The sequence below is a fragment of the Hymenobacter guriensis genome, from assembly GCF_015773195.1.
GTDB classification, from domain to species: domain Bacteria; phylum Bacteroidota; class Bacteroidia; order Cytophagales; family Hymenobacteraceae; genus Hymenobacter; species Hymenobacter guriensis.
Map to the genome: position 1 here is coordinate 116,378 of NZ_JADWYK010000014.1, position 19,023 is coordinate 135,400.

General features: G+C 61.7%; 16 protein-coding genes. 4 read left to right on the plus strand and 12 right to left on the minus strand.

What is annotated here, in order from left to right:
• Nucleotides 1-58: 58 nt before the first annotated feature.
• The 3 genes from I5L79_RS18835 to I5L79_RS18845 form a co-directional block, all read right to left on the minus strand.
• A complete protein-coding gene (locus I5L79_RS18835) occupies nucleotides 59-400 on the minus strand; it encodes a DUF6970 domain-containing protein (RefSeq protein WP_196956624.1) in 342 nt (113 codons plus the stop codon).
• A 117-nt stretch (nucleotides 401-517) separates the two neighbouring features.
• Nucleotides 518-1,900 (minus strand): MBL fold metallo-hydrolase, encoded by a 1,383-nt coding sequence (locus tag I5L79_RS18840; protein ID WP_196956625.1) that lies wholly within the window; start codon nucleotides 1,898-1,900, stop codon nucleotides 518-520.
• A 240-nt stretch (nucleotides 1,901-2,140) separates the two neighbouring features.
• Complete coding sequence (locus tag I5L79_RS18845; protein ID WP_196956626.1) at nucleotides 2,141-2,596, minus strand: hypothetical protein; 456 nt, start codon at nucleotides 2,594-2,596, stop codon at nucleotides 2,141-2,143.
• Nucleotides 2,597-2,817: 221 nt separating this feature from the next.
• On the opposite strand from I5L79_RS18845, the gene I5L79_RS18850 reads away from it, so the two are divergent.
• The 4 genes from I5L79_RS18850 (at nucleotide 2,818) to I5L79_RS18865 (ending at nucleotide 10,147) form a co-directional block, all read left to right on the plus strand.
• On the plus strand, nucleotides 2,818-4,401 hold the full coding sequence (locus I5L79_RS18850; protein WP_196956627.1) for an amino acid permease: 1,584 nt from the start codon (nucleotides 2,818-2,820) through the stop codon (nucleotides 4,399-4,401).
• A 192-nt stretch (nucleotides 4,402-4,593) separates the two neighbouring features.
• Nucleotides 4,594-6,477 (plus strand): sensor histidine kinase, encoded by a 1,884-nt coding sequence (locus I5L79_RS18855; RefSeq protein ID WP_231403213.1) that lies wholly within the window; start codon nucleotides 4,594-4,596, stop codon nucleotides 6,475-6,477.
• A 580-nt stretch (nucleotides 6,478-7,057) separates the two neighbouring features.
• A complete protein-coding gene (locus tag I5L79_RS18860; protein ID WP_196956629.1) occupies nucleotides 7,058-9,085 on the plus strand; it encodes an RICIN domain-containing protein in 2,028 nt (675 codons plus the stop codon).
• A 144-nt stretch (nucleotides 9,086-9,229) separates the two neighbouring features.
• A complete protein-coding gene (locus I5L79_RS18865) occupies nucleotides 9,230-10,147 on the plus strand; it encodes a DUF6929 family protein (protein ID WP_196956630.1) in 918 nt (305 codons plus the stop codon).
• A gap of 17 nt (nucleotides 10,148-10,164) precedes the next feature.
• On the opposite strand, the gene I5L79_RS18870 is transcribed toward I5L79_RS18865, so the two are convergent.
• From I5L79_RS18870 to I5L79_RS18905, 9 genes are all read right to left on the minus strand, one after another.
• Nucleotides 10,165-11,235 carry a hypothetical protein gene (locus I5L79_RS18870; protein ID WP_196956631.1) on the minus strand — a complete coding sequence of 357 codons (1,071 nt, stop codon included), beginning with the start codon at nucleotides 11,233-11,235 and terminating at the stop codon, nucleotides 10,165-10,167.
• Nucleotides 11,236-11,290: 55 nt separating this feature from the next.
• Complete coding sequence (locus I5L79_RS18875) at nucleotides 11,291-12,448, minus strand: carboxypeptidase-like regulatory domain-containing protein (RefSeq protein WP_196956632.1); 1,158 nt, start codon at nucleotides 12,446-12,448, stop codon at nucleotides 11,291-11,293.
• Nucleotides 12,449-12,644: 196 nt separating this feature from the next.
• Nucleotides 12,645-14,315: a flavin monoamine oxidase family protein gene (locus I5L79_RS18880; RefSeq protein WP_196956633.1), complete on the minus strand. Its 1,671-nt coding sequence runs from the start codon at nucleotides 14,313-14,315 to the stop codon at nucleotides 12,645-12,647.
• Nucleotides 14,305-15,879 carry a polyamine aminopropyltransferase gene (locus I5L79_RS18885; protein ID WP_196956634.1) on the minus strand — a complete coding sequence of 525 codons (1,575 nt, stop codon included), beginning with the start codon at nucleotides 15,877-15,879 and terminating at the stop codon, nucleotides 14,305-14,307. The genes I5L79_RS18880 and I5L79_RS18885 overlap by 11 nt, the downstream gene beginning before the upstream one ends.
• The gene (locus tag I5L79_RS18890) at nucleotides 15,872-16,087 is read right to left on the minus strand and encodes a DUF350 domain-containing protein (protein ID WP_196956635.1); all 216 of its coding nucleotides are present in this window, start codon (nucleotides 16,085-16,087) and stop codon (nucleotides 15,872-15,874) included. The genes I5L79_RS18885 and I5L79_RS18890 overlap by 8 nt, the downstream gene beginning before the upstream one ends.
• A 208-nt stretch (nucleotides 16,088-16,295) precedes the next feature.
• Nucleotides 16,296-16,745, minus strand: coding sequence for a carboxypeptidase-like regulatory domain-containing protein (locus I5L79_RS23385; RefSeq protein ID WP_231403214.1), 450 nt, complete (start codon nucleotides 16,743-16,745; stop codon nucleotides 16,296-16,298).
• Between the two features lie 226 nt (nucleotides 16,746-16,971).
• Nucleotides 16,972-17,154 carry a hypothetical protein gene (locus I5L79_RS18895; protein ID WP_196956636.1) on the minus strand — a complete coding sequence of 61 codons (183 nt, stop codon included), beginning with the start codon at nucleotides 17,152-17,154 and terminating at the stop codon, nucleotides 16,972-16,974.
• Nucleotides 17,155-17,173: 19 nt separating this feature from the next.
• Nucleotides 17,174-18,475, minus strand: a complete 1,302-nt coding sequence (locus I5L79_RS18900) for a DUF4178 domain-containing protein (protein WP_196956637.1) — start codon at nucleotides 18,473-18,475, stop codon at nucleotides 17,174-17,176.
• The gene (locus I5L79_RS18905; RefSeq protein WP_196956638.1) at nucleotides 18,472-18,825 is read right to left on the minus strand and encodes an S-adenosylmethionine decarboxylase family protein; all 354 of its coding nucleotides are present in this window, start codon (nucleotides 18,823-18,825) and stop codon (nucleotides 18,472-18,474) included. Before I5L79_RS18905 ends, I5L79_RS18900 begins: the two co-directional genes overlap by 4 nt.
• Nucleotides 18,826-19,023: the final 198 nt, after the last annotated feature.

The following is a 19,023-nucleotide window of genomic DNA, read 5'->3' on the forward strand; positions in this document are numbered from 1 at the left end:
GGCTTGCTGAGTAAAAGTAAAATGTTCGCTCTACGGCTGCTCTGAAGTAAATCGGGAATTACTTTTCCCAAACGGTGCGCTTGTACTCTGCCTGGCTGAAGTCTGCGCCGTTGATTTTCCTGTTGCCTGCCAAACCGCCTATGTAGCCCAGGGTAGTGCAGTCGTCATCCCGTACTTCCTCACTGGCATCATTCACACAATTTCCTAGGGAGAAAACATACACCAGCTCATTCTGGAAAAGATACTCCTTCACACTGGCGCCCTCCTCACAGGGGTCATCTTTTGCAAAGTCCCTTATCTTGTCCTCAATACATTCAGGAGTGTTTTTGGCAATGTCGACTTTCTCGCAGGACGTAAGCAGGCCCACCGACAGCAGCAGAATAGTAAAGGCTTTCTTCATAGTTTGGATAGCTAAAACGTGTGAAAGAAGAATGCCCGGAACCGCAAGGCCCCGGGCATTTGCTCACCGAAGTAGAGCCGCACTATCCGAAGAAAGTTGCACGGCCAGGGGCGCCGCTTACGCGTGCGCCGAGGCCGGCTGAAACTCCGTAATGGCTTCACCCAAGTCGTACACGGGCACCCCGGCCGGCAGCGCAGCCTGCACAATGCTGCTGCCCGCCGCCGAGCGGTAGCCGCCGGCGCAGTGAATCAGCACGGGCTTGCTGGTGGGAATTTCCTGGGCCCGCTCGCGCAGCTCGGGCAGCGGAATCACCAGCGCGTTGTCGAACACGGGCTGCTGGGCCTCGGTGCGGTTGCGGATGTCCACGATGGTGAAGTCCTGGGGCTGCCGGCGTACGTGCTCCACATCGGTGGCAGGGGAGGTGGCGGGCAGCTCGCGGGGGGTGAGCAGGGCGCCTTTGATGTTGGTTTCGTAGCCAATCTTGGCAGTCTTGCGGATGACAGTATCCAGGGCAATCTGCGAGTCGGCAATGAGGTAAAATGGCTCCTGCGGTCCTACCACCGAGCCCAGCCAGGTTTCAAACTTGCCGCCATCCATGAGGTTGATGGCGCCGGGCACGTGGCCCGCCCGGAACTGCGCGGCCGGGCGCGTGTCAATTACCATCACGCCCGGGGCCAGGGCGGTGCCCGTCTGCAGGCGCGGCACGGCCCGCACGCTGTCCTCAAAAGGCAGGGCACCCTGCTTGTTCAGCACCACATCGTGCCCGAAATACTTGGGCATGAAAGGCTGGTCTTCCAGCAGGACTTTGATGAAATCTTCCTGCGACATAGGCTGCAGGGCGTAGTTGGTTTTCACCTCCCGGCCAATGGTGCTGTCGAGGTCAGTGCTGGTAGTCTTGCCGCAGAGCGAGCCGGGGCCATGGGCCGGGTACACCTTGGTGGTGGCGGGCAGGGTCATCAGCTTCTGGCGGGTGCTGTGGTAGAGCTGGGCGGCCAGCTCCTCGCGGCTGTGGCCGCCCACGTTGTCGTTTTCGCGCAGGTCGGGGCGGCCCACGTCGCCCACAAACAGGGTGTCGCCGGTAAACACGGCGCGGTGCTGGGCAAATTCATCTACTAGCAGGATGCTGATGGAGTCGGGGGAGTGGCCGGGGGTGTTGATGGCGTGTAGCTCCACTGAGCCCAGGCTGATGCGCTGGCCGTCATCGAACGTCTGGTGGGGGTAGCTGGCGTGCACCAGCTTGCTGACGAAGATGGTGGCGCCGGTTTCCTGGGCTATTTCCAGGTGGCTGCTCACAAAGTCGGCGTGGGGGTGGGTTTCGATAACAGCCACGATCTTGGCGTCGTGCTCGTCGGCGAAATCGTAGTAGGGTTGTGGGTCGCGGGCCGGGTCGATAATGGCCACCTGGCGGCCGCTGCGGATGGCGTAGCTCGCGTGGGCCAGGCCTTTATCGTAGAACTGCTGAATCTGTACCGACGTGGTACTACTGGGCAGAGGACTCATGGGGTGTGGATGAAGTGAATGCGCCGCGGCCGGCCCCTGGGGCGCCGGGTGCATATTCTCAAATATAAACAAGAAGGCCTGCGCCTGTACTGCCGGAAGGAAGCTGATTGAAATAAATTTAGAGTAACTAGATGTAAAACAATGTGTTAATTTTTTTAAATCTACCGCCGTCAGCTCTGGCATAAAAAAGAGCCCCGACAATTAAGCCGGGGCTCCGCGGAAAGCACGCTGCCAAAAGCCCTACGACTGCGCTTTGACTTTTACTTTACCGTCCTTGCTTTTTTCCTTGCGCTTCTGTTGCTGCTCCTCGCGCAGTTGGGCGTACCGGGTGCGCTGCCCGGCCGTGAGCACGCCCGCCAGCTGCGCATCGTATTTGTCCTTGGCGGCCTTCAGTTCCGGCAGGGCGGCCCGGCGGTCGGTGCTGGCGGCGTATTTGGTGCGGATGGCCTCATTTTCCTGCGCCTGGGCCAAGATGATGGCCTGTACTTTCGGCGCCTGCTCGGCCGTGAGGATAAGCTCCCGGGTGAGGCGCTCCGTCATACGCTGGGCGCGCTGCTCGGGCGAGAGGTGAGCGCGGCCCGGCTCGCGGCGGCCCGGGTAGCCGGCCGATGGAGTAGTGGTTTCGGTGGTCGTCTGGGCTGAGGCGGTGGCGCTGGCCAGGGCCGCGGCGGCCAGCAATACAAGCATCTTTTTCATAAGAGTGGAGTCTGTGGTGGAGTTTACCGGCTGGTTGGAAGGCTGGCGGCCGGGTTGGTTTAAGGGCTGGTGCCGGAAAAACCAGCTACCAGGTACGCAGCCGGGCCTAGCAGTCAGCGGAAACGGCTATATTCGGGCCACCTAGCCGTTTGCAGACGGCTTTTTCTGCCATTTTCATAATCCCACACTCACCTTTCTCTCTTTCTTTTCTCTCCTTTTCTATGGCAAATATTTTCGCCAAAAAGCCCCTGGCCATCCTGCTAGGCGAAGCCAACTCCTCCGGGGAAGGCACGCTGAAACGGACGCTGGGGGCAGCCAACCTGGTAGCCCTCGGCGTAGGCGCCATCATCGGGGCCGGCTTGTTTGTACGCACCGCCGCCGCTGCCGCGCAGGCATCCGGCCCGGGCGTAACGCTGGCCTTCATTGTAGCCGCTATTGGCTGCGCCTTTGCCGGCCTCTGCTACGCCGAGTTTGCCGCCATGATTCCCATTGCCGGCTCGGCCTACACCTACGCCTATACCACTATGGGCGAGTTTGTCGCCTGGGTTATCGGTTGGGCCCTGATTATGGAATATGCCCTGGGCGCGGCCACGGTGGCCATTGCCTGGAGCGAGTACCTAAACAAGCTCTTACAGGTCTTTGGCACCAGTATACCGTACGCCTGGAGCCATTCTCCGCTGGAGAGTGCCGCCGTCAATGGGGTAATGGAGCATGGCATCATCAATCTGCCTGCTCTATTTATCGTGGTGGTACTGAGCTTGCTGCTGATCAAAGGCACGCAGGAATCGGCCACGTTCAACTCCGTTATCGTGGTGGTGAAGGTAGCCATTGTGCTGATCTTCATTGCCGTTGGCTGGCAGTTCATCAATCCCGCCAACCACACGCCTTACCTCATTCCCGAAAACGCCGAGCCCGTGAAAAATGCGGCTGGCGAGATAGTGCGTTCCTACGAAGCCTGGAACAAACATGGCTGGGGTGGTATCCTGGGCGGAGCGGCCATTGTGTTCTTTGCCTTCATTGGCTTCGACGCCGTATCCACGGCGGCGCAGGAAGCCAAGAACCCGAAGCGGGATATGCCCATCGGTATTCTCGGTTCCCTGGCGGTGTGCACTGTGCTTTACATCCTGTTTGGGCACGTCCTGACGGGCGTAGCCAGCTGGCGCGAATTTGCCGACCCTGCCAAGGGCGGCGAGGCTTCGGTCGCCTATGCTATCAAGGAGCATATGCCCGGTTTCGAGTGGCTGAGCACGGCCGTGACGGTGGCTATCCTGGCGGGCTTCTCGTCGGTTATTCTGGTGATGCTGATGGGCCAGAGCCGCGTGTTCTTCTCCATGGCCAACGACGGACTTATGCCCAAGGCTTTTTCGGAGCTGCACCCCAAGTTCCATACCCCCTATAAGTCAAACCTGGCGCTGCTGGTGTTTGTGGGCGCCTTCGCGGCCTTCATTCCCGGTTCCCTGGCGGGTGATTTGACTTCCTTCGGTACGCTGCTGGCCTTCGTGCTGGTAAGCATTGGCGTGTGGCTCATGCGCCGCTCCGATCCTAACCAGCCGCGGCCGTTCCGTTCCCCGCTCTCCACGGCCAACTTCCCGCTGGTGCCGTTTCTGGGAGCCGGTATCTGCCTGCTCATGATTATGGCCCTCGATTACGACACGCTTAAGCTCGCCTTTATCTGGATGCTGCTGGGCTTCGTGGTGTACTTCCTGTACGGCCGCAAAAACTCCAAGCTGCAACAGGGTATTGTGGTAGTGCCCACCGAAATGGAGGAGCAAGCTTTTATCGAGCCCGACGTGAATAACAAATAAGCGTCTGAGTTCTGACCTTGAAAACGCCCCGGCCGAGCAATTGGCCGGGGCGTTTTTGTGCGCTGGGTGTGGCCACAGCACGGTAGCGGCAGCCTGCCGGCCGGCAGCGTATTTTCTGTCGGTGGAATCTGGACAAGCAGTGGGCAGGAAACAGGGGGAATAGTATCTTGACCGGAATTTCCCTTATCCCCGTTGAAGAAACTTTCCATACTATTTGTGCTCATAGCGCTGCTGGCAACGCAACGTGCTGCCGCTCAGCAGCCCAGTGTCCGGGCCGACAGTCTGCAGCGGCTCCTGGCGAGGTCTGGGCCCGATACCAGCCGGGTGCAACTTTTAATCCAGCTGGCCTGGGACCGTACCGACGATAATCCGCTGGCTGCCATTGAGTACGGCCGCAAAAGCCTGACGCTGGCCCGCCAGTTGAAATTCCGGCCGGGCGAGTGCCGCGCCCTGCTGATGCTGGGCTGGGCCTTTCTGCGCAGTGGCAACTACCCCACGGCCGTGCAAAGCCACTTGCAGGCGCGCAAGCTGGCCGAGGCTATTCACTACCGCGGCGGCCTCGTGCACGCCGACAACGGGCTGGGCTATGCGCACCTGGAGCAGGGCAACTACGTGCTGGCGCTGCGGTACTTTTTCCGGGCTACCAACCTGGCGCAGCAAATTCCCGACTCCGTGCTGCTGGCGCCCATTCCCGGCAACATCGGGTACGCCTATCTGCAAACAAACCAGCTCGACTCGGCCCGCTACTATACGCTGTGGGGCTATGAATTGGACAAGCGGCTGCACGACCAACACAGCGAAATCGGCGACCTGTCCATCCTGGGCGATATAGAAGCCCGGCAGAATCCGGCGGCCGCTACGGCCTATTATCAGCAGTCCATTGCACGCGCCCAGGGCATGCCGGTTTCCTACGCCTTGTGCCGGTCGTATCTGGGGCTGGCCCGGCTGGCCCGGGCCCGCTCGCAGGCCACCGACGCCGTGCGCTATGCCCGGCAGGCCCTGCAGGCCAGCAAGCAGGGGCGCTACACCAAGGGCGTCATGGAAGCCAGTGCCTATCTGGCCGACATCTACGCGCACCAGGGTAATACGCCGCAGGCCTATCAGTTTCTGGTAGCGGCCAATGCCACCCGCGACACGCTGTTCGGCCAAGCCAAGCTCATGCAGGTGCAGGCCCTCAATTTTAGTGAGCAGCTGCGGCACCTGGAACTGGCGGAGCAGCACCAGCGCGCCGCCGTGGAGCAGCGGCAGCGGCTGTTGCAGGCCGCTCTGGGGGGCGTGGTCCTGGTAGCGGGTATTGGCTATCTGCTCATTGGGCGGCGGCACCTGCGGCGGGAGGTAGAGTTTGCCCAGGAGCGGCAGCGCCTCGTGCGCCAGCGGGCCGTAGCGGTGCTGGAAGGCGAGGAAAAAGAGCGGCAGCGCGTGGGCGCTGAGCTGCACGATGGCGTAGGCCAGCTGCTGAGCGCCACCCGCATGAACCTGCTGGCGCTGGAGCACCGCCTGGCCCTCACCAATCCAGTCCATCAGGAACTGCTGACCAACGCCCTGCACGGCCTGGATGAATCGGTGAAGGAAGTACGCAGTATCTCTCATAACCTGCTGCCGGCCAATCTGCTAAAGGCCGGTCTGGTGCCGGCAGTAAAGAACTTGCTGGTCAATATTGCCAGAATCGACAGCCGCCTGCAGGTAAGAATGCAGGTGTTTGGGGTAGAGCACGGCCGCCTGGACGTGCTGGTGGAAGCAGTCCTGTTCCGGGCTATTCAGGAAGCCGTGCAGAATATCCTGAAACACGCGCAGGCCACCGAAATCCACGTGCAGCTTGTTCAGACGGAGCAGGACCTGACGGTGATGGTGGAAGACAATGGCGTGGGTTACGACACGGAAGGCAGGAAAAGCGCCGCTGGTCTGGGCTTGCAGAATATGCGCAGCCGGCTGGCCTATCTGGGGGGGCAGGCTGAGTTTGATGCGTCTCCCAACCGGGGAACCATAGTCACCCTGGTAGTACCGGTGCCCGCAAACGCCCTGGCTGCCCATGCGGCCTCGCTGCCGGTAAACAGGCCGGCAAGCGGCGTGGCGTAAGCAGCTGTCAGCGCCTGTTGCTGCCTCGGGCTACTAAAAGGCCGCCTGCCTGAGACACCGGGGGGTAGACAGTATAAACACTTCTATATATAGTCTTGTAATTGAAATATTATTGATTTATATTCACATTGTTCAAAAACGCCGGTACTGCTTGCCGGCTGCTTTCTTTGGATTTTCTACCGATAAACTTTACTGCTATGGCCTCACGGCTGCTTTCCTTCATTTGCCACTTACCGGAACCCGAGCCGGGGGCTTACCCTTCACTGCCGCGGCCGAAAGCCACCGGCGCTGACCCCACCAGCCGGGCGCTGGCACAAGCTGCCCCTAGCCGTGCAAGTGCCGCACCCGGTGGGCATTTCGCTGCTATCTATGAAAACGAACGATTTATACGCTTTAAATTCATCAGCGAAAACAAGGGCCGGTAACGGCTAAGCGCTGCCAAATCCCACTCCGCTCACGGTCTGTTGAAAGCGACTTCAGGCTTCCTCTGAAGCAGGAGGTGCTTCTGCTTGACGGGCATTTGGGGGCCGCCGCAAGGAAATCGGCTAACTTGGGGCCGGTTATCATGTTTTGGATACGAATGATTCGATTGATAAGCGGCCTGTTGGTGGGGCTGGTAAGTATAGCCAGTGCTTGGGCCCAAACGGCGGGGCCAGCCCCCGCCAGCAACGTGTGGTACGGCGTCGTATCGCGCAGCAGCGGCCGGGCGCTGGACGTCAGCAATGCCTCGCCCGAAAACGGCGCCCGGGCCGTGCAGTGGGAGTTCACCCAGGCTCAAAGCCAGCAGTGGCGCTTCACGCCCGTCACGCCCAACAGCACTTATTACCGCATCGAAGTGCGCCACAGCGGCAAGTCCCTGACGCTGGATGGCCCCGCCGACAACGCTGCCGTTACGCAGCAGGCCTGGTCGGGCAGCTTCTACCAGCAGTGGCGCATAGTGCCGGCCGGGCCGGCCGGTTCCTTCCAGCTGGCCTGCCGGGGCAATGATTTCAGCCTGGCCCTGGCCGCCGCCGATAAGGCCAACGCCACGCCGGTAGTGGGACAACGGGCCCTGGGGCGGGCCAGCCAGCAGTGGTGGCTTTTTCCGCTGAAGCTGAACGTGGCCACCGACCAGCCCGCGTGGGGACCACCAACTAGCTTGGGCGCGGGCGTAAATAGCCAAGGCAATGAGTTGCAGCCGGTGCTTAGCCCCGATGGCAACACACTGTATTTTGCCCGCAACCGCTTTGCCGGCAACACGGAAGGCAACACCGAATCGGCGGATATCTGGGTGAGCCGCTCCAGCGACGGGGGCCGCACCTGGGGCCTGGCTCAGCGCCTCCACGCCCTGAACACCCCGCAAAACAACGGTGTAATGGCCGTGGTAGAAAACGGGAAAGCCCTGCTGATACGCGGCCACTACGAGCGCGACGGCTCTTTCCGGGATGATGGCCTTTCCCGCGCCGACCTCACGGGCAAGCAGGCCCTGAAGCCGGAGCCCCTGGATATCACCAACTACTATTCCAACGGCACCTCCACCACGTTCTTCGCGCCGGCTGATGAGAAAGTGCTGCTGCTTTCCCTGGAGCGTCCCGATGCCTACGGCGCCAACGACCTGTACGTGAGCCTGCCCGGCCGCGACGGCACCTGGGGCGAGCCGCGTAATCTGGGCAACAGCATCAACTCGCCGGGGTTTGAGTTTGCGCCCTGGCTGACGCCCGACGGCCGCACCTTGTACTTTGCTTCCTACGGTCACGCCGGCTACGGCAGCGCCGATATCTTCGTCAGCCGCCGCCTCGACGACTCCTGGACCAGCTGGAGCGCCCCCCAGAACCTGGGGGCGGGCATTAATGGCCCCGGCTTCGATGCCTACTTCCAGCTGACGGCCGACGGCAAGCAGGCGTATTTTGCCCAGGCCCGCACGCCCAATGGCCCCGCCGATATTGTACGCACGGAAGTGGGCGCCGTAGTTCCGCCCACCCCCGATACAACGGCCACGCCGCCGGTAGCGGGGCCGGCTTTGTTCCGGGCCAGCCTTTCGGGGCGAGTGCTGGACGCTAAAACCCGCAAACCAGTGGCGGCTTCCATTAAGCTGGAGCGCCTCGATGGTACTACCGTGGTGCTGGTGCAGGCACGCAGCGAGGCTAGTGGCGGTACTTACCAACTGCTGGTGCCGCCCGGTCGCTACCGCGTAGCGGCCACGGCTGGCGGTTTTCTCACGGCTACCGATACGCTCAACCTTACTACCAACCAAACCCGCGACCTGCTGGTGGTGCCCGCCAGCGTCGGCTCGCGCCTGGAGCTGCCCACGCTCATTTTTGCGCAGGGCAAGTTCACTATGCTGCCGGCTTCCTACACCGAGCTGAACCGCCTGGCTTCCACGCTCATCGACAACCCCACGGTGAGCATCCGGCTCGAAGGCCACACCGATAACGTGGGGGATGCCAAGCTGAACGTGAAGCTGTCGGAAGAGCGGGTGACGGAGGTGAAGCGCTACCTCGTGCGCCGGGGCGTGGCCGAAACCCGGATCAGCACCATCGGCTACGGCGGCTCCAAGCCCCGCGCCAGCAACGACCGGGAAGAAACCCGCCGCCTCAACCGCCGCGTCGAGTTCACAATCGTGAAGTAAAGCCAGTGCCGGCGTGTCAGGCTGCGCTAAGCGTGGACTCAAGCCATGCTATGCCCGCTTATCTTTCGAATGTCATTGCTTTGCAAGGGCCATGCAAAGCAATGACCCGGGCCAACCCTTTGTTCACCACTTCACCTGCGCCCGATGCGAGCCACCATTGTTCAGGAAATCCCGCTGCCCAATCTGCCCTCTGCTTCCGGTATTGAGGTTATCGGCGACGTAGCCTACGTCATTGGTGATGATGCGCCTTTTCTGTACCGGCTGGACGCGACTTCTCTGGCAGCGGGAGAACGACTCACGTTGTTTGAAACGGCCCATTTCAGCACCGGTCGTATTCCCAAAAACCTGAAGCTGGATTTGGAGTGCCTTACTGCCCTCACCACCCCGGCCGGCGAAAGCGGGCTGCTGGTGCTGGGCTCGGGGGCCACGGCCGCGCGGGAGCAAGGCTTCTGGGTACCCCTGCCCGGCACTTCGGGCGCGGCCGCCAGCGTGTATCCACTCAGCTTAAGCAGCCTCTACGCCGCGCTGCGTCCCCTGCTACCCGCGGGCACCGTCCTGAACCTGGAAGCCGTGGCGGCCACGGCCACCGAGCTGCTACTGTTTCAGCGCACCGTCGGCTCGGAGGCCGGCAACCTGGTTTTCCGGCTGCCTCTGGTTGACACGCTGGAGTATCTGCACCACCACACGGCCCAACTGCCCGCAGTGCGTCGGCAGTTCTACCAGCTGCCCACTATCGACGGGAAGCCAGCCGGCTTTTCGGGCGCTACGTGGTTTGCGGAAAGGCTCTTTGTTACGGCCTCGGTGGAAGACACCCAGGACGCTGTGCTGGACGGGGCCGTGCTGGGCTCGTTCGTGGGCGTACTCGACCTGAGCCAGACCAGTGCGCAGCCTTTGCCTGTGCGGCTGGCCCAGCTGGAGCTGCCCGGTGGGCGGCCTTATCGAGGCAAGGTGGAAAGCGTAGCCGTGCGCCGCCGCCTTACGGGCAACACGTTCGAGCTGCTGCTGGTGACGGATGATGACGCGGGCGGCTCCACGGCCGTAGCGGTGGAGCTGGCGCTGTAGGCTGCCGAATGACTTTATCAACTGTTGCGCCGCCAGATAAAGCCGTCCAGCACATAGTGGGTGGCCTGGGGCAGGGCCAGCAACGGCACCAGCAGGGCTAAATAAAGTGAATCGGATACGGTGGGCAGCTGCTGAAACCAGCCGAACACCGGCGCGTGCTCCCGCCATACCAGCCCGTCCCAGATACCTTCCTCCACATACGCCAACCCCAAGAGCAGCCCCAGAAAAAGTACCACACCGGTGCGGCCCTGCCACCAGTGCCGCGCCCGCCCGCGCCCCGTTCCGGCGGGCTGACTGGTAACCCAGATCAGCGCCAGGTATGGAATGCCGTGGGCCACGACGTTGAGCAGAGTGAAGGCCAGGTCACCATTCAGCAGCACAATGCCCACATACCAGGAAGCGGCCGTGCCCAGCAGCAGCAGATTGCGCGGCACGTTGTAGGCCTGCCCGCGCTGCCAGGCGTGAGCTTCCTTGCCCAGATACGCCATAAGCAGGAGCCCGAACAGGCAGCTCAGCACCAGCCGGCCCATCGGCCAGTCGTAGTGCAGAAAGTCGCCGGCCACAAACCACACAAAGTTGCGCGGGGCCGACAGATGCCAGTACAGGAGCGGGTAGAGCGTGGCGGCATATATCAGTACCACGTCTAGCTGCCGATGCCAGTCTGGTGCGGTTTCCTGGCGGCTATAGAGGCGCAGAAAGCCATACTGCTGCCGAATGAAGTGAAATACCGCCCCATAGGCCAGAGCGCGCCAAAACCAGCCCGAACTGTGCCAGTACAGCGCCGCACCCGCCAGGTAGCAGGCCAGCGGTACCACCCACAGCAGGGTGCGGTAGCGGTGGCGGCGCACTGGGTCGAGGTAGGTGCGGAACAAAGTGCTGTACACGTGGGCTACGTCGATGAACACGACCAGCACCAGCCAGGCCAGCGTGGGCATCCGGCCCGTGGTGCGGAAGGCGGGTGGCAGCAGCGCCACCAACAGCAGCGCCACAAACGGCGGCCCCAGAATCCAAAGCCCATCAAAGCGGGCTGAGCGGATCCAGGGCTGGCGCGGGACGGCCACGGTGGCAGAAACGACAGCAGGCGACATAGCAGAGGATAATAGCCGCCGAAAATACGCCCTTTGCCCGGAATACCGGGCCGGGCTACGGCTGGTAGTCCAGCGGTAGAAACTCGCCCATCTTCTCAAAGCCCCAGTAGTCTTCGGTCAGCAAGGCCAGTGGGTCGGTGGGCGTGCCGTTGGGTTGCAGCTCTACCGTCGGGCTTTGTAGGTGCAGCACCGAGGACTGCACGCTGAGCCCGGCCGGCAGCGGTTGGCCTGGGCGTCGCTGGCGGGCCGTGTAGGCTACATAGGCAGGGTCGGCCGGCTCGGCGGCAAACGTGACCTGCAGCAGATCGGCGAACCGCAGAAATACGCCACCAGGCAGTTCCTGCCGGTACGCGGCGGCCGGCAGGGGCTCGGTAAACAGGTATTCCACCTGCCGGGGAACCTTGCTCAGCCGCTGCGCGGAGTCGCTGAAAACGGCGGAGTTGCGGTTCCAGACTTCCGGCGGCATACTCCGCAGCAGCTTCAGCAGGCTGTCGGCGCGGGGCCAGGCAGGGTGAGGGAGGCGTCGCAGCCGCTGCACCCGAAAGCCGGCCTCTGCTACCTTGCCGGCGTAGGCCGAGCGCAGGAAATGCAGCAGCGAGCCGGTGTAGGCTTGGCGGCGGTTAACTTCCCAGGTGCGCTGCTGCCGGGCCGAGCGCGCCCGTAGCGGCTCAAACACCGGCGAGCCATAAAACGACACCCAGTCTTCCTGAAAATTGAGCGTGAACTCCAGCCCGTAGTAGCGGATGCGGTACCCAAGCGCCCGGTTCTCAATTTCCAGAAAGTCCGGGCAGCTGGCCGTCAGCTCGTTCTTCCCGGCATCGAAGCGCACCTGCACGGCCTTGGGGTTGCGAATGCGGCACAATTTGGAAAACGACGTGCTGCCCAGCAGCGCATCGGCAAAGACCTGATAGTCTTCGGGCTTGTTAGGCGTGGGGCGCACCACCACTTCCCGCAGGGCATTGGTGCTGGGCGCGAGTCGAAATGTCAGCTGCTGCGACTCGGTGCGCACAGTGATATTCTGGCGCTGCAGCCGGTAGCCCAAATAGGATGCTACGGCCTCGTAGCTGCCCGCCGGCACTTGCTCAAAGACGAAGCGCCCGGCCTCGTCGGTGGTGACGCCGCGGGTGGTGTTGGCCAGAAACACGGTGCTGAAGGGCAGCGGCTGCCGGGTCACGGAATCAAGCACGATGCCGCTCAGCCGGGCTTGGCCCATAGCGGAAGGCACCTGGCTCAACAGCACCAACAACAGCAGTGCTCGGCACACCCGCAGTTTCAAATGAAAACAGTTTAATAAGGCAGCAAGCATAACAATTACGAGTTTATCGTAATTCTACGAATAATTCGTAAAACGCAGCTCGTTGTGTAGGTTGTCGTATTTTTTTGCTGACGGCATTGAGCCGGAGAACATCCTACACCGCTGCCTGGCCCAAAACTTCCCGGGCCGCGCGGATGCCCTGATAGAAGGCCTCCTCGAAAATCGACATCCCGCTGTAGTCTGTGTGGGCAAAGAACAGGCGCTGGCGCAGCGGCCGGGCCAGTTGGGTGCGGTCCGGGCCCCAGAGGTAGCCGGGCGTGGGCGCTACCATGCCGTGGCCCCACACCCAGGCCTCCACGCGCTGCACGTAGGGCGTCAGGCCGGGATGCAGCCGCTCCATTTCGGCCATAATCTGCGGCAGCCACTCCGCGTAGGTTTTCTGGTAGGCCTGGCGGCGGGCCGCGGCAGGCACTTCGTGGCAGAGCGGCCAATAGAGCGTCATCACTTTGGATCCGTCGGCACTCAAGCTCAGGCTTTGATGACTGGCATTCACGTAGCCCACCGAGGCCCCGCCGTAGCCCACATTGTCCCAGCACAGCGGCTGACCGGGGCCCTGCGGTAGCTGCGTCACCGTGAGGTTGGCAATCAGCCAGGGAGCGTGGTGCAGGGGCTGGCTTGGCTGTACTACGCCCGCTACTTCGGTCAGCAGCTGGTGGGCCACGAACTGGGGCACGGCCAGCACTACCTGCCGGGCCTGGATGCGGATGGTTTGCTGCCGGGCAGCATCATAGGCCAGTACTTCCACGCCCGTGGGGGTTTCGTGCAGCCGGCAGGCTACCGTTTCGGTAAGGATGGGCGAAGAAGCTTGCCGGCGCAGCTGCTCAACCAAGAAGCCATTGCCCTCGGGCCAGGTCAGCACGTCGGAGCTGCCGGCGTTGTGGGCGCGGCCTTTGCGGGCGGCAAAATAGTGCAGTCCCGCCCAGGCCGACACCTGCTCCAGCGTGGCGCCATAGTCGTCGCGGCAGCCGTAGTCGAGATACCAGCGCAGGTGGGACGAGGTAAAGCCTTCGCGAGTGAGGTAGTCAGCAAAGCTGAGCTGGTCGAGCTGGCGGAACTGCTCGTCTCTGGAAGACTGGTCGAGCGGAATGGTAAAGGCTTCGCGCCCGTCGGTACCGCGGGCCTGCTTAAGCTCTTCTACCAGCCGGAAAAAGCGTGCTATCTGGGTTCGTTCCGCGGCTGGTACCCCCGTTTCGGGTACCAGCCCGGCCTGCCAGTGCCCGTTGATGAGCAGCCGCTCCTCGGGGTCGTGGCACAGGTGGTATTCGTTGTAGACAGGCAGGCCGGAAACCTTATCGTAGCCGGTGATGACGCCACTTTCGCGCAGAAAGTCCAGCAGCTCCCGGTTGCGCACATCGGGAATAGGCAGGTAGTGGGCGCCCCAAGGGTAGGCCGACACGGTATTCCGGCCGCTGGCCGCGTTGCCGCCAGGGTGGTTTTCCAGCTCCAGCAGCAGCACGTCGGAGCGGCCGTGGCGGGCCAGCTCGCGCCGGGCCGTGAGGCCGGCCACGCCGCCACCTATGATCAGCACGCCGGTTTGCAGCTCACGGGAAGGCGGCGGCAACTGCTCAGGGTGGCGCACCAGGTGGCCTACCCGGTGATTGGCCCCGCGCAAACCACCCTTGATGTGCTCCAGCCGCGAGCCAGCCGGCCCACAGCTTTCCAGCAGCACGCCCGGCCCCAGCAGCGCCCCGGCCACGCCCGCGCCGGTCCGGGCCAGAAAGGCGCGGCGGCTAAGGGAGTGGCTGTTTAGCTCCTTACTGCGCATACGGACCCCAATCTTCCTCGAAATAGCGTACCAGCGCCTGGTTGTTCAGCTGGTTTATTTCGGTGGGTATTTCGGCCATATCGGGCGGGAAGTCGAGCATCTGGCGGATGGTGGTGGGCGTGACGTAGCGCAGGCCCCGGGGCAGCGGGCCGGCATTGGGGCGCCAGTGGGCATTCTGGCCGGCCATCACGTAGCCCCACTCCCCAAACGAGGGCACATAGCAGTGGTAGGGAATGGTGTGGAAGCCAGCCGCCCGCAGCGTATGCACAATGCACCAGAACGACTGCCGCGCCACGTAGGGAGAGGTACTTTGCACCACAATGCGTCCGCCCGGCTTCAGCAGGCGGTGCAACTCCTGGTAGAAGGCGGCCGAGTACAGCTTGCCGATGGAGTAGTTGCCGGGGTCGGGGAAATCCACAATCAGACAGTCGTAGCGGGTGGTATCCTGGCGCACCCACTGGTAGGCGTCGCCGTTGATGACCTGTACCTTCGGCGAGAAGAAAGCCCGCTGGTTGAGCCTAGTGAGCAGGGCATTGCTGCGAAACAGCTCGGTCATGCCGGGGTCGAGGTCGACGAGACGGATCTGCTGCAGCTGGGGGTACTTCAGCAGCTCGCGCACGGCTAGCCCGTCGCCGCCGCCCAGCACCAGCACGCGCCGGGCCTGGGGTAGAGCCTGCATGGCGGGGTGCACCAGGGCCTCGTGGTAGCGGTACTCATCCTGGGAGCTGAACTGCAGGTTGCCGTTGAGGAACAGGCGCAGCTCGCGCTGGTTTTTGGTAAGGACGATGCGCTGGTAAAGCGTGCTTTTCGAGTAGATGACTTGGTCCTGAAACGCCAGGGTTTCGGTGTAGCGCTGAATGCGGCCGGCGTAGGCAAACGTGCCGCCTAACGCCAGCAGGGACAGCGCCATCAGCCCGGCAAAGCCGCGACGGTAGGGGCGGGTTTCCTGGAAGCGGTACAACGCCACAGCGGCTACCACCACGTTCAGTGCCCCAAACAGCAGGGACGTGCGCATCAGCCCCAGCTGCGGCACCAGCACCAGCGGAAAGATAAGTGAGGCCAGCAGGGCCCCGATGTAGTCGAAGGTGAACACGCGCGAAACCAGGTCCTTGAACTCGAACCGGTTTTCGAGAATGCGCATCAGCAGTGGAATTTCCAGCCCTACCAGGATGCCGGTGAGGCCCACCAGCGCGTACAGAATCAGCCGGAAGGAGGTGACGTACTCGAACAGCACGAACAGCAGCGGGGCCGAAAAGCCACCCACCAGCCCTACCAGAATTTCGAGCCGGATAAACCACTTGAGCAGGGGCTGGCTCAGGTAGCGCGAAAACCACGAGCCCACGCCCATCGAAAACAGGTAGGCCCCGATGATGGTGGAAAACTGCGTGACGGAGTCGCCGAGCAGGTAGCTGGCCAGTGTGCCCGCAATCAGCTCGTAGATGAGTCCGCAGGTGGCAATGATGAACACCGAGCCCAGCAGCAGCACCGACTGCGTTTCGCGCGCGGTCGGCCCGGTCAGCTGCGCCGCGGGCAAATCGGGCGTTTCCGCCTCGGGGTTACCCATGAATAGCCGAGCTGATAATCAAAGCCACGGCCACAATGAAAGCCGCCGCTACAATGGCCAGGGCCGTGTTGTGCTCTTCCATAATCTCGCGCCAGAGGGTACGCGGTGTGAGCTTGTCAAAGATGAAAAAGCTCACGAACAGAATGATGATGCCGATGACGGAGTAGATAACCGAGGCGGCAATAAGCTTGGCGTTGAGGTATTCCATGCGGGAGGTGATGAGATGAGCGGTGCTGGGGAGGGGAGGTAACAGGTGACACGTGACAAGCGACAGGCAGATGGCGCGGCTTTGGATGGCCGCGTTGCGGCTGCCAGTCAGGGGACTGGCTTTCAGTCTTCGGCGAACAGACGTGGCCTGCGGCCTAAGTCTGCCGACAAAACCTGTCACCTCATCACCGTTTAGTTGGACGTGGAACTCACTTGGTGAAAATAGGAGAAGCACAAGGGACAGGTGATTTAACAAGACCTTTCTCATATGCCTCCTGATAAAGTTGAGGCAAGTTCTTAAACTGTTTGAGCCGTTGTCTATTCACGCGCCTTATCGACATAAAATCATAAGTAGGACGAGAGAGTAGAATCACCTCGAAATTTGAACATTCTTCGCTCAGGTTGACGGTGGTCCATTCCAGTCCTACATATCTGAAGATAAGAGTGCTGGTGTTAACGGGAACGTCAATCTTAAAATAACCCTTCAGGTCCGTCGTCCCGATGACGGTCGTATCACGAGCGCAAATATCCGCTCTTGGAACCCCGTCCAAGTCTTCGCCTAGTAGCCGACCGGTAAGGGTTTTGGTGGGCTGTGCACGAGCGGTCATAAAGGAGAAGACTACCGCTACAAGGGTCAAGAATGTTTTCAGGTGGCACATCAGCGACAACAAGTAGAGTAGGTGATATGGGGAACTAGGCCCGCTAGCGCAAAGTAGCCCTCCTTTAAGTGAACTACTGTCCATAAGCCTTAACCAGACTAGCAAAGGCCCTCTAATGTCCAGTTTGAGTTCACGAAGCTGGTTCACGAAATCAAAGTTCAGAAAATGTGCAGAAGCAAGAGTTTCGTGAACGTGTCATTTAGCGAATGGTGGTATGAAAAATGACCTATTTATGATAAAAATGCGTACGGCCGCCGCGCAGGCTGTTGCCGCGGGCTTCGGTGGGAGCTTCGTTGTCGTCGCCGAGCAGGCGGGTGCTGGTGGCGTTGGCCCACACGAACACCCCGTACACGAGCAGGGCCACGAGGGCGTAGTAGCGGATGGAAAGCAGGGAGCGGAGAAATGGCATGCGGCGCGGGTTAGTGGGTTTACTGGGGGCCGTAGTCACTGTTTTGCCAGCGCTGCTGCTCGTGGTAGCTGCGCCACCAGTACAACAGGCCGGGGTACACCAACAAAGCCAGTAAGGCCAGCACCGCATTGGAGTGCAGGGGTGTGTGCTGGCTTACCTGCAGCCGCAGGGGCAGATCCTGACCGTTTTCGGTGACGGGGTAGAGGTTGAGGTGGTAGCGGCCGGTCGGAATCTTGGCCAGGGTAGCATCCTGGGCCGGGTCGCCCTCGCTCCAGCTTTCGCCGTCTTCCACCCCGGAGTAGAACTCCAGGTTTTTGGTGAATTCGTACTGCTGGCCGGTTTGCTCGTTTACCAGCGTCACGGGGACTTCCAGCCACTGGTTGGCCAGCGAGGAACCTACCCGAAACTCCAGGGCCGCCGGCCCGTCTACCGCAAAGGGCTTGGAAACGATAACCCGGTTGCTGCCCGCTGCCTGGGCCTCGGCCACAGCAGCCATAGAGGTAGTATCGCGGCCGCTGCTGAACTCCAGGGCCAGCACCTGCTTCTCGGGCTTGATGACCAGGAAGGCCAACTGTGTAAACACAATCAGCAAAGCCATGCTCAGGGTGAAGTTGCGCAAGGCAGGCCAGGCTGCTTCGCCGGGAGGCGGCTGCACGGCCCCCACGCCGTTGCGGTAAGGCAGCTGGTGGCTGGGGATGCCAAAGCCATCGGCAATTTCCCGGGGCTCCAGGTGCAGACCTTTGTACCAGTGCTCGGTTTTGCCCCTTTTTTCCTGCACCAGCATGTGCGGGGGCGCAATGTATTCCGTTACCGTCAGCTGCTCGTCTTCCCTGATATCCCAGTCGAACTCACCACCGGCATACAGGATCTGCACCTGATACTTGTTGTAGATGTTGTACGTGGTTTCCGGCGTTTCCACGATCTGGCGCATCTGTACCTTGTAGCTCTGGGCGGCGGGGCCTACCAGCATCCAGTGCCCCTCGTACACGGCTAGCTGGGCATAGATGCCGGTTTCTTCGTGGCGCAGCATGTACTCCTGCCACTGATAGATGGTCTTGGACTCGCGCCGCTGCATCCAGCCTGTTACGCGGTACTGCTGCCCGCGCAGCGTGCCCACGGCGCCCACCGGCAGCACCGGGGCGGCATGCGCCCCATTGAACTTGCCAATTGCCCGGGCGGGCTTGTCGTCGGTGGCCTCGAAGTAGGACTCACACTGCGGGCACACAAAGTGCGTGCTGTTGGCCTCGTCGAAGTACGGCACTGGGGCCTGGCACTTGGGGCAGGGCAGCTGAGCCGGGGCGGAGGTAGCGGCGGTGCTCATCGGCTTACCTCGGTTTTGCTTTGCTCCGTGGCCTCGAAAAACCGTAGCGTGGCCGCGTACAGCTGCCGCACGGTGGCCGAGTTGTCGCGCTGAAAATTGCTCAGGAACACGTCGAACGTGGCCAGGCCATGCTCCGGCCAGGTATGAATGCTCAGGTGCGACTCGGTGAGGCCCACCACGGCCGTGAAGGAGCCATTGGGGAAGGTGTGGTACACTTCGCCCACCTTCGTGAGGCCCAGCCGGGCTATTTCGCCGTCGAAGAAAGACCGGCAGGCCGCCGCCGCCGTGAGCGGACCAATGGGGGCCGAAAATGTGGCCAGCATGTGCAGCCCCGGCGAATAAGTGAGCATCAGATAAAGCGACGATAACCGTTGGCGCTGCGAGCATAAACCCGAGCGTAGCCCTCAATATTACACATTACCCCGGATTTGGGATAATCCCGCTGAAGGAAGTAAGGTCTGTGTGCTTAATTGTATAGTCCCAGCGTGAGGTGGGTCGGGTTTCGGCTAAAGATAGTCGGGTTCTTTTGCCACTGAGCACAGACGAAT